The sequence below is a fragment of the Fictibacillus sp. EA-CB0309 genome, from assembly GCF_055814265.1.
Map to the genome: position 1 here is coordinate 305,806 of NZ_CP169271.1, position 13,080 is coordinate 318,885.

10 protein-coding genes, 4 tRNA genes and 3 pseudogenes are annotated in these 13,080 nt (G+C 41.4%); 16 read left to right on the forward strand and 1 reads right to left on the reverse strand.

Annotation, left to right across the window (positions count from 1 at the left end; translation table 11 throughout):
- The first annotated feature begins 42 nt into the window (after positions 1-42).
- The 10 genes and pseudogenes from ACEWFH_RS01880 (at position 43) to dnaB (ending at position 9,422) form a co-directional block, all read left to right on the forward strand.
- Positions 43-926, forward strand: a pseudogene (locus tag ACEWFH_RS01880) (mechanosensitive ion channel family protein).
- 13 nt (positions 927-939) lie between these two features.
- Complete coding sequence (locus ACEWFH_RS01885; RefSeq protein ID WP_473727187.1) at positions 940-1,137, forward strand: DUF951 domain-containing protein; 198 nt, start codon at positions 940-942, stop codon at positions 1,135-1,137.
- A 228-nt stretch (positions 1,138-1,365) separates the two neighbouring features.
- Complete coding sequence (gene ychF, locus ACEWFH_RS01890; RefSeq protein ID WP_473725886.1) at positions 1,366-2,463, forward strand: redox-regulated ATPase YchF; 1,098 nt, start codon at positions 1,366-1,368, stop codon at positions 2,461-2,463.
- 198 nt (positions 2,464-2,661) lie between these two features.
- The gene (rpsF, locus tag ACEWFH_RS01895) at positions 2,662-2,952 is read left to right on the forward strand and encodes a 30S ribosomal protein S6 (protein WP_066399533.1); all 291 of its coding nucleotides are present in this window, start codon (positions 2,662-2,664) and stop codon (positions 2,950-2,952) included.
- Between the two features lie 21 nt (positions 2,953-2,973).
- On the forward strand, positions 2,974-3,519 hold the full coding sequence (gene ssb, locus ACEWFH_RS01900; protein ID WP_473725887.1) for a single-stranded DNA-binding protein: 546 nt from the start codon (positions 2,974-2,976) through the stop codon (positions 3,517-3,519).
- Between the two features lie 57 nt (positions 3,520-3,576).
- Positions 3,577-3,810, forward strand: coding sequence for a 30S ribosomal protein S18 (rpsR, locus tag ACEWFH_RS01905; RefSeq protein ID WP_066399523.1), 234 nt, complete (start codon positions 3,577-3,579; stop codon positions 3,808-3,810).
- A 682-nt stretch (positions 3,811-4,492) separates the two neighbouring features.
- A pseudogene (locus ACEWFH_RS01910) lies at positions 4,493-5,364 on the forward strand (YybS family protein).
- 11 nt (positions 5,365-5,375) lie between these two features.
- Positions 5,376-7,379 (forward strand): DHH family phosphoesterase, encoded by a 2,004-nt coding sequence (locus ACEWFH_RS01915; RefSeq protein ID WP_473725888.1) that lies wholly within the window; start codon positions 5,376-5,378, stop codon positions 7,377-7,379.
- On the forward strand, positions 7,345-7,788 hold the full coding sequence (rplI, locus tag ACEWFH_RS01920) for a 50S ribosomal protein L9 (protein ID WP_394605894.1): 444 nt from the start codon (positions 7,345-7,347) through the stop codon (positions 7,786-7,788). The genes ACEWFH_RS01915 and rplI overlap by 35 nt, the downstream gene beginning before the upstream one ends.
- A 269-nt stretch (positions 7,789-8,057) precedes the next feature.
- Positions 8,058-9,422: a replicative DNA helicase gene (gene dnaB / locus ACEWFH_RS01925; protein ID WP_289493847.1), complete on the forward strand. Its 1,365-nt coding sequence runs from the start codon at positions 8,058-8,060 to the stop codon at positions 9,420-9,422.
- A 37-nt stretch (positions 9,423-9,459) separates the two neighbouring features.
- On the opposite strand, the gene ACEWFH_RS01930 is transcribed toward dnaB, so the two are convergent.
- A complete protein-coding gene (locus tag ACEWFH_RS01930) occupies positions 9,460-9,840 on the reverse strand; it encodes a UPF0158 family protein (protein ID WP_473725889.1) in 381 nt (126 codons plus the stop codon).
- Between the two features lie 219 nt (positions 9,841-10,059).
- On the opposite strand from ACEWFH_RS01930, the pseudogene ACEWFH_RS01935 reads away from it, so the two are divergent.
- The 6 genes and pseudogenes from ACEWFH_RS01935 (at position 10,060) to ACEWFH_RS01960 (ending at position 13,042) form a co-directional block, all read left to right on the forward strand.
- Positions 10,060-11,345, forward strand: a pseudogene (locus ACEWFH_RS01935) (adenylosuccinate synthase).
- 320 nt (positions 11,346-11,665) lie between these two features.
- A tRNA-Lys gene (locus tag ACEWFH_RS01940) sits at positions 11,666-11,741 on the forward strand.
- Positions 11,742-11,756: 15 nt separating this feature from the next.
- Positions 11,757-11,831: transfer RNA gene (locus tag ACEWFH_RS01945), tRNA-Glu, on the forward strand.
- 32 nt (positions 11,832-11,863) lie between these two features.
- Positions 11,864-11,939: transfer RNA gene (locus ACEWFH_RS01950), tRNA-Asp, on the forward strand.
- Between the two features lie 10 nt (positions 11,940-11,949).
- Positions 11,950-12,025, forward strand: a tRNA-Phe gene (locus tag ACEWFH_RS01955).
- Positions 12,026-12,466: 441 nt separating this feature from the next.
- Positions 12,467-13,042 carry a glycerol-3-phosphate acyltransferase gene (locus ACEWFH_RS01960; protein ID WP_473725890.1) on the forward strand — a complete coding sequence of 192 codons (576 nt, stop codon included), beginning with the start codon at positions 12,467-12,469 and terminating at the stop codon, positions 13,040-13,042.
- Positions 13,043-13,080 lie beyond the last annotated feature (38 nt).

Sequence of the window (13,080 nt, forward strand, 5' to 3'; positions counted from 1 at the left end):
TGATTAAATAATCTCATAATCATTGAGAGGACGGAGACTGAATTGGAAGGTACCGATTTACCAAAAACAGCAGAACAGGCTATAACCTTTTTTTCAGATAAAGAATGGTGGACAGGCCTTGCTACAACAGGATTTAAAATTGTAGGAATCATTATACTGGCCATTATATTTAAATATATTGTAAAAGCGGCGATCGCAAATATCTTTAAAGTACGGTTGAAATCTCCTTTACGTTTAAGCGAAAGAAGGAGAACACCTTATTCCGACTTCTAGATAACGTAGCTTCCTATGTTATCTATTTCGTAGCGATTTTGACCATCTTAACCGAGTTTGGCGTAGACATAAAAGCGATCCTTGCGGGGGCAGGTGTCGTTGGTTTAGCGATCGGTTTCGGTGCTCAAAGTCTTGTAAAGGATATCATCACTGGATTTTTCATCATCTTCGAAAACCAGTTCTCTGTAGGTGATACGGTACGAATTGCAAGTTTTGAAGGCACAGTTGAAGAAATCGGGCTGAGAACAACAAAAATAAAAAGCTGGACAGGAGAATTGCATATCCTGCCGAATTCGTCTATCACGGAAGTTACGAATTTTTCTGTTCATAACAGCATTGCTGTTGTTGACCTAAGCATTGCGTATGAAGAAGATATTGATAAAGCGCAAAATATCATTCAAGAAGTCGTTAAGAACGCAAAACCCAATTACCCTGAGATGGTAAAAGAACCAGAAGTACTAGGTGTTCAAATGTTAGGTGCTTCTGAGGTTGTCATTCGAGTTACCGCCGAGGTACTTCCGATGACGCATTTTAAAATCGCGCGAGAACTTCGTAAAACCCTAAAACATGAACTTGAAAAAGCAGGTATAGAAATTCCTTATCCGAAAATGGTCACGTATCAGAAAGAATCAATGCCAAAAGAACAAAAATAAAGGAGAGCTGATGATGCAGCAAAAAGAATTTCAACTTCACGATGAAGTGGAAATGAAAAAACAGCACCCATGCGGAACAAACCGATGGAAAGTTATTCGTATGGGGGCAGATATTCGAATCAAATGTATGGGTTGTCAGCATAGTGTGATGCTGCCAAGAGCTGAATTTGCTAAGAAAATTAAGAAAGTCTTGTTATCACCAGGGGAGTAATATAAGACTTATTTAATAAAGTTTCACGTGGAACAATGTATTCCATAGGATGTGCCACTTGATTACTACAATGAACATAGAAAAAAGAGTTAAGAATGAGAGCCGGGAAGCACTACCCGGTTCTTCTTGTTTTTTAAGGTGATAAAACCTATAATTGGGAAGGATATTTTTTTAACTGAAAAGTCTCGGGGTTCCGAGCTTTATATAAAACAGAGGAGTGAAATAACAGTGGCTCTTACAACTGGAATCGTTGGTTTGCCGAACGTTGGTAAATCTACATTGTTTAACGCTATTACACAAGCAGGTGCAGAATCAGCTAACTATCCGTTCTGTACGATTGATCCGAATGTTGGAATCGTAGAAGTACCTGATCACCGTCTTCAAAAATTAACAGAATTGGTACAGCCGAAAAAAGTAGTACCTACAACTTTTGAGTTTACGGATATTGCCGGTATCGTAAAAGGTGCAAGCAAGGGTGAAGGACTTGGTAACAAATTCTTATCACACATTCGCCAAACGGACGCGATCTTACAAGTTGTTCGCTGTTTTGATGACGAGAACATCACTCACGTTCACGGAAAAGTAAATCCGATCGATGATATTGAAGTAATCAATCTTGAGCTTATCTTTGCTGACTTAGAGTCTATCGACAAGCGTATTGCGCGCGTTGAAAAGTTAGCAAAGTCAAAAGACAAAGAAGCGGTTGCTGAGTTTGCAGTTCTTTCAAAGATTAAGGAAGCACTTATGCAAGAACTACCTGCTCGTAGTGTTGACTTAACACCTGAAGAGAACAAGATCGTTCATGCGATGCATTTACTGACAATGAAGCCGATTCTATACGTTGCAAACGTAAGCGAAGATGAGCTTTTAGAGGGAACGAACGAGCATGTTGAAGCGGTTAAAGAATATGCAGCTCGTGAAAATGCAGAAGTTATCGTTATCTGTGCAAAAGTAGAAGAAGAGATCGCTGAACTTGATGGCGATGAAAAGATGGCTTTCTTAGGTGAACTAGGAATTGAGGAAGCGGGTCTTGATAAGCTGATTCGTGCATCTTATTCTCTTTTAGGATTAGCAACATACTTTACAGCAGGTGTTCAAGAAGTACGTGCTTGGACGTTCCGTAGAGGCATGAAGGCTCCTGCGTGTGCGGGAATCATCCATACGGATTTTGAAAGAGGATTTATCCGTGCAGAAGTCGTTGCTTATGATGACTTGATGACTGCGGGCAACATGGCAGCTGCTAAAGAAAAAGGAAAAGTTCGTCTAGAAGGTAAAGAATACGAAATGAAAGATGGAGATGTGGTCCATTTCCGTTTTAACGTTTAATCAAATACTGAATTTCGGAGGGAAAGCAATCGCTTTTCCTCTTTTTTATGCATAATTCTAAAGTAAGCTTGTTTTATGCAGCATCTTTTGATATAATTCTTTATTGTGAGTTAATTGTCAACAAATCTTGTTATGATGATTTTCTCCTTGCCCGAAATAAATGTTTTGGGCCGCTTAGACCAAAAGGAGGTGAACGGAATGAAAAAGTACGAAATTATGTACATCGTCCGTCCGAATATCGAAGAGGAAGCTCTTAAGGCAACGAAAGAGCGTGCGAAAAGCATCCTAACTGACAACGGTGCGGAGATCGCGAACGAAAAGGAAATGGGTAAAAAGCGTTTAGCTTACGAAATCAATGACTTCCGCGATGGATATTACACGCTATTGGAAGTTAACGCTCCAAACGAAGCGATTAATGAATTCGACCGTCTTATGAAGATCAACGAAGATGTTCTTCGTTTCATGACAATCGTAGACGAAAGAAATTAATCCTTTAAGGAGTGGTTCTGAATGCTAAATCGAGTAGTACTGGTGGGACGTTTAACAAAAGACCCAGAATTAAAGTACACTCCAAATGGTGTGGCTGTTGCTAACTTCACACTTGCTGTCAATCGACCTTTTTCGAATCAGCAAGGTGAGCGCGAAGCAGATTTCATTAACTGTGTCGTATGGCGTAAGCCCGCTGAAAATGTAGCGAACTTCTTGAAAAAGGGATCGCTTGCAGGAGTGGATGGACGTTTGCAAACTCGTTCTTACGAGAACCAGCAGGGTCAAAGAGTGTATGTTACTGAAGTAATGGCAGAAAGTGTTCAATTCCTTGAACCTAAAAACGCTAATGCTGGCGGCCAGCAATATCAAGGCAGCGGCAATAACTTTGGTGGACCATCAAATGACCGCGGATTTGGGCAGAAAAATCAGAACCGCAGCTATGGAAGTGATAACGGCTTTGGAGGACAGCAACAACAGCAGAATCCAAAACGTAATAACTTCAACGATGACCCGTTTGCAAATGATGGCACGCCAATCGACATCTCTGATGACGATTTGCCATTTTAAACTAACGTAAACTATGAATCGGAATATATAAAATAAATCTAAAGGAGGGGACCAACTATGGCTGGACGTCGTGGTGGACGCCAAAAGCGTCGTAAGGTTTGTTTCTTCACTGTAAACAAAATTACTTACATCGACTACAAGGACACTGATCTTTTAAAGCGTTTCGTTTCTGAGCGCGGTAAGATTCTTCCTCGTCGTGTAACTGGTACATCTGCTAAATATCAACGTCAATTGACTCGTGCGATCAAACGCTCTCGTCACATGGCATTGTTACCATATGTATCTGAATAAGATCGGTTAAAGAGCGCAGCTAGGTTATCCTGGCTGCGTTTTTTTATTACTTGTTTGAGGTGGAGTGTGATTTTTAAGCGTTCGTGGACTGTAGTTTGTCAGATGGATGGGGTATCGGGGTAGGGAATCATAGTCGAAAGTTGTCGACTCGCCGGTATATGTGCAAAACTCGCCGGAATATCATGAAAACTCGCCGTAATAATTCTAGAATTTCTAGGATTATAAGTTAAATATCTAGAATTAATGTTATTAATACCCCACCATGTATAAGATTGGTACACGTGAAAAGCATGAATATTTCATTGCCAAACATATGATTCCTGAAGTTGCCTTAACAATCCCGCGAAATTTAAAGTTTATCCAGCAAATTTCGAACACAATCCCGCGAATTTTACCTATTTATCCGCGAGTTTACAAAAAAGCTCTATAACCGTTATGGTCTTAGCATAATCGGCATCATTTCTACTCATTAAATCACCCTACACACAACAACCTTCCATAATTTGTTTACTTCGCTTCAAGTACGTCTATGCTAGAATTATCGTTTAAGTTGAATTACGGCGGTTATGTCACTACAATTAGAACATATGAAGAATTTTATGAGGTGAATCATGCGCAATACTAGAGTATTGGTGGAAGGTGCCGTTGTCTCGGGCATTTATACGCTTCTTTTTTGATCAGTATGTACATACCGTTATTTAGCTTGGTCTCGTTATTTATTTTGCCGCTTCCGTTTATCATCTACTTGTACCGGCAAGATCTTAAAGCGGGATTACTCTTATGGGCGGTCACGTTTGGTGTTTCATTGGCATTTGCGGGACTTAACGGTATTATTGTCACCCTGTTTGCTGGTTTGACTGGAATCGTGATGGGGGAACTTTATAGAAGAAAAAACCCGCGTTTGCGGTTCTGCTCGGTGCGAGTCTGTCGAACATCGTGAACATGTTAGGAACGCTCGCTATCGCTCAAGTATTCATGGGCATCAATTTTGTAAAAGAATTAGAGACTCAGTTTCAAAGTGCGATAGGCACAGCAGAAGATTTTTATAAATCGGGTGGACAAGATCCTACCCAGATTGAAAGATTTAAAGAGCAGGCAGAATTGATCCCGATGATGCTTCCGACATATATTATTGGAGGAGCTGTCATCCTTGCCTTCTTAACGCATATCGCCGCAAGAATGCTGATGAAAAGAATGCGTTATGATGTGCCATCGTTCCCTCCATTTCGTGAGTGGAACCTGCCAAAATCGTTTTTGTGGTATTATATTATAGCGATTGTTTTAACATTTAGTATGCCTGAAAAGGGTACGTCTTTATATATTGTAACGATAAATTTGTATATGATATTATCGTTTGTACTTATATTACAAGGTTTCACAGTTATTTTTTATTATGCCTGGATAAAGAATTGGAAGAGAAAAAGAATCATATTGTTGATTATACTCTTGTTTTTACTGAACTCTTTCCTGCCGATTCCTCTGGAAGTCGTTAAATTCTTAGGTATAATTGATTTAGGATTTATGATCAAAAAACGGTTGAAACCAAAACAGTAGGAGCTGAAAGTATGCCAAAGTTTTTACTAAAACGGTGGCATGGTTATCCCGTCATCGCCTTATTTGTAACTTCTGTTGTTCTGGTAAGCATCATCACGTATTTTCATTGGATGATCGGAATGGCAGGCTTCGTGCTGCTAGGTGGTTTGTTTTATTATGCCATGAAAGCCGAAGCTAGTTTTCAAGAGGAGCTGGGCGATTATATTTCTACGCTTTCTCACCGCTTAAAGAAGGTGGGAGAAGAAGCGTTGATGGAAATGCCGATCGGGATTATTTTGTATGATGAGGATTTTAAGATCGAATGGGCGAATCCATACATGGGATCCCTAATTGAAGAAGAGTCCTTTATCGGCCATTCTCTAAACCATGTTTCAGAAGAACTGATTCCTTATATCAAGAGTGATGCGAAGGAAGAAGTTATAAAGATCAATACACATAGATTTCAAGTGAACTTTAAAAAAGAAGATAGACTGCTTTACTTTTTTGATGTAACCGAGCAGTTAGATCTTGAGCGTTTGTACGATGAAGAACAAACGGTCATGGCGATTATCTATCTCGATAACTATGAAGAAGTAACACAAGGATTAGATGACCAGTTTCGTTCTACGATCAACTCAAAAGTGACGTCTGTGTTGAATGAATGGGCGAACGTACACGGCATCTTCCTTAAACGAACGTCTTCGGAGCGGTTTTTAGCTGTATTTAACCAGCGCATCCTTTATGAGTTGGAGAAAAATAAGTTTAGCGTACTAGATGAGGTTAGAGAATCAACAGCTAAGCAGAATATTTCCCTTACGCTCAGTATTGGGGTTGCGGCGGGAACATCGTCACTTCCTGAGCTAGGACAGCTGTCTCAATCGAGTCTAGATCTTGCTCTTGGACGCGGAGGCGACCAAGTTGCGATCAAGCAGACGAATGGAAAAGTACGTTTCTATGGAGGAAAAACAAATCCTGTTGAAAAACGTACCCGCGTACGTGCACGAGTTATTTCGCATGCGTTGAGTGAATTGGTGGCAGACAGCGACAAAGTGATCATTATGGGACACAAGAACCCAGACATGGACTCAATCGGATCTGCTATCGGGATATTAAAAGTCGCTCAAGTTAATGGAAAAGATGGTTATATCGTTCTTGACCAATCCGATATCGATGTTGGTGTTCAGCGATTAATGGATGAACTAAGAGAGACAGAATCGATCTGGAAGTATTTCATCTCACCTGAAGAAGCACTGGAGATCGCATCTCGAGACACGCTTTTAGTGGTAGTTGATACACATAAGCCTTCAATGGTCATTGAAGAAAAGCTTTTAACGAAGCTCGACCATGTTGTCGTAATCGACCATCACCGTCGCGGAGAAGATTTCATTAAAGACCCTGTTCTTGTCTACATGGAGCCATATGCGTCTTCAACTGCTGAACTCGTAACCGAACTGTTGGAGTACCAGCCGAAGCGACTGAAGATGCGTATGCTTGAAGCAACAGCGCTTCTTGCTGGTATTATCGTAGATACGAAAAGCTTTACCCTTAGAACGGGTTCTCGTACGTTTGATGCTGCGTCCTATTTAAGAGCGCATGGAGCGGACACGATTCTTGTTCAAAAGTTTTTAAAAGAAGACTTAAATACGTATACACGGCGTTCCAAGTTGATTGAGAGCGCTGAGATCTATAGAAAAGGCATCGTTATTGCCAAAAGTTCTCCTGAGGATGCATACAACCAAGTAGTCATCGCTCAGGCTGCTGATATTTTATTAACGATGAACGGTATTCAAGCGTCCTTTGTTATTTCAAACCGTATTGATGGCAAAGTAAGCATCAGTGCCCGTTCACTTGGGGATATCAACGTGCAGATGATCATGGAAAGATTGGAAGGCGGAGGACATCTTACAAACGCTGCCTGCCAGATTGAAAACAGCACGATTGATGAAGCAGAGAAACACTTAAAGATGATAATAGATGAGTATATTGAAGGGGAGAAGAGGAATGAAAGTAATTTTTCTTCAAGATGTGAAAGGTAAAGGCAAAAAAGGAGAAGTAAAGAACGTTTCTGAAGGTTATGCGCGCAACTTCTTATTTCCTAAAAACTTAGCTTCAGAAGCTACTTCAGGGGCAATGGCTGCACTTCAGGGCCAGCAGAAGAGCGAAGAGAAAAAACAACAAGCTCAACTGGAAGAAGCTGAAGCACTAAAAGCAAAACTTGCTGAGATGACAATCACGATCAAAACCAAAACAGGCGAAGGCGGCCGAGTGTTTGGTTCTGTAACGAGCAAACAGATTGCAGACGGATTGAAAGAACAAGGCATTAAGATCGACAAGCGTAAAATCGAGCTAGCTGATCCGATTAAGGCGCTCGGATACACGAATGTGCCGATCAAAATTCATTCACAAGTAACGGCTACAGTTAAAGTACACGTAACGGAAGAATAAAAAAGCCGGGAGTCCCCGGTTTTTTTGCGGGTCTTTGAAAGAGGTTGATCTACGTTTCAGATGCTCGCTTTCCGCGGGGCAGGCGGTGAGCCACATTCGGACGTTTCACTTTTAAGTGTCTCACCTGCCCACCTGTCCCGCAGGAGTCTCGCACCTTACACTCTGATCAACTGTTCAAAGTAGATAAGGAACAAAATGCTTTTTAAACCAACAATCTTTTTTCTATACCTATAGAATTAATTCAAAAAATAAAGAAAGGAGGACATAGTATGAGTGATTTATTTGCTGACCGCATACCACCGCAAAATATTGAAGCGGAGCAGGCTGTTCTAGGTGCTATCTTTTTAGAGCCCGAAGCTCTTATCACTGCCTCAGAAATCCTGCTGCCTGAAGATTTTTACCGAGCGACTCACCAACGAATCTATCGCGTGATGCTCGACCTGAACGCAAAAGGCGAGCCCGTCGATCTGATTACCGTCACTTCAGAACTGCAGGATAAAAACCAGCTCGATGAAGTAGGAGGATTGTCTTTTTTATCGGAGCTTGCTGATAGTTCGCCGACAGCCGCGAATATCGAGTATTACAGCAAGATTGTTGAAGAAAAGTCCCTTCTGCGCCGTTTGATTCGTACTGCGACTGATATAACAGCAAACAGCTATGCACGTGAAGAAGAAGTAGAGGCCATTCTGAACGAAGCAGAAAAATCGATATTAGAAGTAGCTAACCGTAAAAACACGAGTGCTTTTACGGCAATTAAAGATGTATTGGTGCATGCGTATGACAATATCGAAGCTCTTCATAACCGCAAAGGAGACATTACAGGGATTCCAACGGGCTTTAATGACCTAGATCGGATGACTGCAGGGTTTCAGCGAAATGACTTGATCATCGTTGCAGCCCGTCCTTCTGTAGGTAAAACAGCGTTTGCCTTGAACATTGCTCAAAATGTCGCAACGAAGACAGACGAGAATGTGGCCATATTCAGTCTCGAGATGGGAGCAGAACAGCTCGTCATGCGTATGCTTTGTGCAGAGGGGAACCTGGATGCTCAACGTCTGCGTACCGGGTCTTTGCTGCCTGAAGACTGGCAGAAGCTTACGATGGCTATGGGAAGTCTGTCTGCCGCTGGTATTTACATTGACGATACTCCGGGTATCCGTATTAATGATATCCGTGCGAAATGCCGTCGTCTAAAGCAGGAAAAGGGACTAGGCATGATCTTGATCGATTACTTGCAGCTTATTATGGGGAGCGGGAAATCTGGCGAGAATCGTCAACAGGAGGTTTCTGAGATCTCCCGTTCATTAAAAGCACTTGCTCGTGAGCTTGAAGTGCCTGTAATCGCCCTATCACAGTTATCCCGTGGCGTTGAATCCCGTCAGGACAAGCGTCCGATGATGTCTGATATTCGTGAATCAGGTTCCATCGAGCAGGATGCCGATATCGTAGCCTTCTTATACCGTGATGATTATTACGATAAAGAAACGGAAGCGAAGAATATTATAGAAATCATTATTGCGAAACAGCGTAACGGTCCAACCGGAACGGTAGAGCTTGCTTTCGTAAAAGAATACAACAAATTCGTTAACCTGGACCGGCGGCACGATGAAAGTGCCATACCGCCAGGCGCATAAAAAAAGCAGCTGGATTATTCCGGCTGCTTTTGCATTTCTATAAGTTTTTTTCCGTTAACCAATTTTCGATTCTGCTTTTGACTTTATCTTTTTGAAAGGTCTGCCATTCGTCGAGCAAGTCCAATTTTATAACTTTTTCGGTAAAACGTTCAAAAGGCTCATCTTCATTGAGAGCATGCAATAGCTCACTGTTTTGATGATGATTTTCAAATTCAACCATCCAGCTAAATGATTCTACATTCATCACTTTTGGAATTTCAATGAATCGCTCTGGTTCGTCCGCGTCTAAAAACTCTAGATTTGGAAGGCCGCCCGGCTCGATCGCATCGAGCAGAATAGCTTGTTCGTTTCTGTCTAAATAATATATGTGGTTTGCTTTATTATCCATATAAGCAACCATTAATTTTTCGATAAACAAAGGAATCATACCTCCTAAACAAGGTGAATACTACAGGATACGATAGAGTTTTTGATCTTTTGACTATGGATTTGTAAATATATTACGAACGAAAGTAATAATAAGTGATTTAATGTTCGTGTTTTTAATTGACTTTCCTTAAATATATTGCTAAACTAAGCATGGTTTTTAAGATTAGATGATAAATTCGTCAATCGTTAATTTCATGGAGGTGCAACCATGTCATCAGTAGTAGTAGTGGGAACACAATGGGGAGATGAAGGAAAAGGTAAGATTACCGATTATCTCTCAGAAAAAGCAGAAGTAGTAGCTAGATACCAAGGCGGTAACAACGCTGGTCATACAATCGTTTTTGAAGGTAAGAAGTATAAGCTTCACCTTATTCCATCTGGAATCTTTTATAAAGATAAAATTTGCGTGATCGGTAACGGAATGGTTGTCGATCCGAAAGCTGTTCTTGAAGAACTTGCTTATCTTCACAGCCACGGAGTAAGTACGGACAACCTTCGTATCTCTAACCGTGCGCACGTGATTCTTCCTTATCACCTTCGTCAAGATATCTTAGAGGAAGAAAGCAAGGGAGCGAACAAGATCGGCACAACGAAAAAAGGTATCGGACCTGCTTATATGGATAAAGCAGCTCGTATCGGAATTCGTATCGCTGACCTTTTAGATCGTGAAGAATTTGAAGAAAAACTTGAGCGCAACTTAGCGGAAAAAAATCGTTTATTCGAACGCATCTACGAATCAGAAGGATTCACAAAAGAAGAAATCTTAGATGAGTATTATGAATACGGTCAACAAATTAAAAAATATGTAGTGGATACATCAGTTGTTCTGAACGATGCACTAGACGATGGCCGTCGCGTTCTTTTTGAAGGTGCACAAGGTGTTATGCTTGATATCGACCAAGGAACATATCCTTTCGTAACGTCATCAAACCCAATCGCAGGGGAGTAACAATCGGTTCTGGTGTTGGTCCGTCTAAGATCAACCATGTTGTAGGTGTTTCAAAAGCCTATACAACACGTGTTGGTGATGGTCCTTTCCCAACTGAGCTTCATGATGAGATCGGTAACCAAATTCGTGAAGTTGGCCGTGAGTACGGTACAACGACGGGACGTCCTCGTCGTGTAGGTTGGTTTGACGCAGTGGTTGTGCGTCATGCTCGTCGTGTTTCAGGAATCACGGATCTTTCTTTGAACTCAATCGACGTTTTAACAGGTATTGAAACATTAAAAATCTGTGTAGCGTACAAATACAAAGGTGAACTAACTTATGAATTTCCAGCGAGCCTTAAAGAGCTTGCTCAATGTGAGCCTGTATTTGAAGAAATGCCAGGCTGGACTGAAGATATTACAGGTGTGAAGGATCTTGGAGAGCTTCCGGAAAACGCGCGTCATTATGTAGAGCGTATCTCGCAAGTAACTGGTATTCCACTTTCTATCTTCTCAGTTGGGCCAGACCGTGCACAAACAAACATGGTAAGAGGCGTATTCGCGTAAATATTTTGTTGCCCCTTGGAAACGAGGGGCTTTCTTTTTGGGGTTAAATCGTGCTTTTTTGAGAGGATTTTGAAGGCTTTAGTGAGCATTTTTGAGCATTTGAAAGTTTTTTGAAAAATATATCGAAAACATATTGCCAAAGCATCTATAACGTGATAAAGTAACACTTGTCGTGAAAAAACGACATCGTATTAAACAAGCACGAGCCATTAGCTCAGTCACGAGCGATACATCGTGATTGAACTACGAGTTGTCTCGACGGATAAACTGATTTCTATACTCGCAGAGGAAGAGACAGGGGTCCGACGAAATTTTAGCACGAGCCATTAGCTCAGTCGGTAGAGCATCTGACTTTTAATCAGAGGGTCGAAGGTTCGAGTCCTTCATGGCTCACCACTTTTTTAAAAAAGTGGCCCGTTGGTCAAGCGGTTAAGACACCGCCCTTTCACGGCGGTAACACGGGTTCGAATCCCGTACGGGTCACCATTTCTTTTTAACTTGAATAAAAGCTTTTAAGTGGACTCGTGGTGTAGTGGTTAACATGCCTGCCTGTCACGCAGGAGATCGCCGGTTCGACCCCGGTCGGGTCCGCCACTTTTATTTTGGCTCGATAGCTCAGATGGTAGAGCAGAGGACTGAAAATCCTCGTGTCGGCGGTTCGATTCCGTCTCGAGCCACCATTTTACTTTTAATCCTAAAAATCATGCTGCATGTTCCTTGAAAAAGGGGCATGCTTTTTTTATTTATGTATGTCGTTTTTAGATAAGACTTAGGGTATTCAACGGAATCGTCTTTGTCGAGAATTATCGAATAGCCTTTATTTATTCAATTAGACTTAATTGCTGTCGATTTAGACTTAATTTTTCTCATTTAGACTTAATTACATGGAGTTTAGGCTTAATTATCATCATAAGTACCCCGCTAGGTATGAGTTCTGACGCCTTTGCAACACCGAAACTACGCCCATATGCTATAAAAATAACCTGAAGAGATGAAACATCAGCATCTAGCAGCATCTACATACTCACTTTTGGCACTTTTAATGCTGATTAAGAGGGATAAGTCCTCGGTATTTAGAATATATTGTATCAATTGGGATGAGGAAGGTTGTGATCATACAGATGGAATTTCAATGGGGGCTGTATTTGATCGCGAGTTACCTTGTAGGCGGAATTATGACAGGGTTTCTTGTAGCAAAGCTTTTAAAAGGCGTTGACTTACGATTATTAGGCAGCGGTAATATAGGTGCTCGAAATGCTGGCAGGGTTCTCGGACCATCGGGCTTCGTTCTAACTCTCGCCGGTGACATTATAAAAGCCGCAGCAGTCGTATGGGCAGCCATTCAATTTGAATATCCTCCTCATATTCAGCTGCTTGGATTTCTTGCAGTGATTCTCGGTCATCTTTATCCGATATTCCTGAAGTTTCATGGAGGAAAAGGAGTAGCTTCCTTTATTGGAGGACTGATTGTTTTTCATCTGCCATCAGCGATACTCGTTGGAGCGGCATTTCTATTGTTTTACGCGATTAAAAGAAGTTTAACGGTAGCGGGTCTTTTTGCCTTCTCACTCGCACCATTCTTCTACTGGCTCATTGAAAGACAGTGGCAAGAAACGTTGATCCTTCTGCCGATCAGCTTGCTCGTGGTTTATGTACAAAAAGAGGACATTATTGAACGGATTAAACTAACAGAATAAATGTTAAAAAGAGTATGGAGAGGTCGTCTATACTCTTT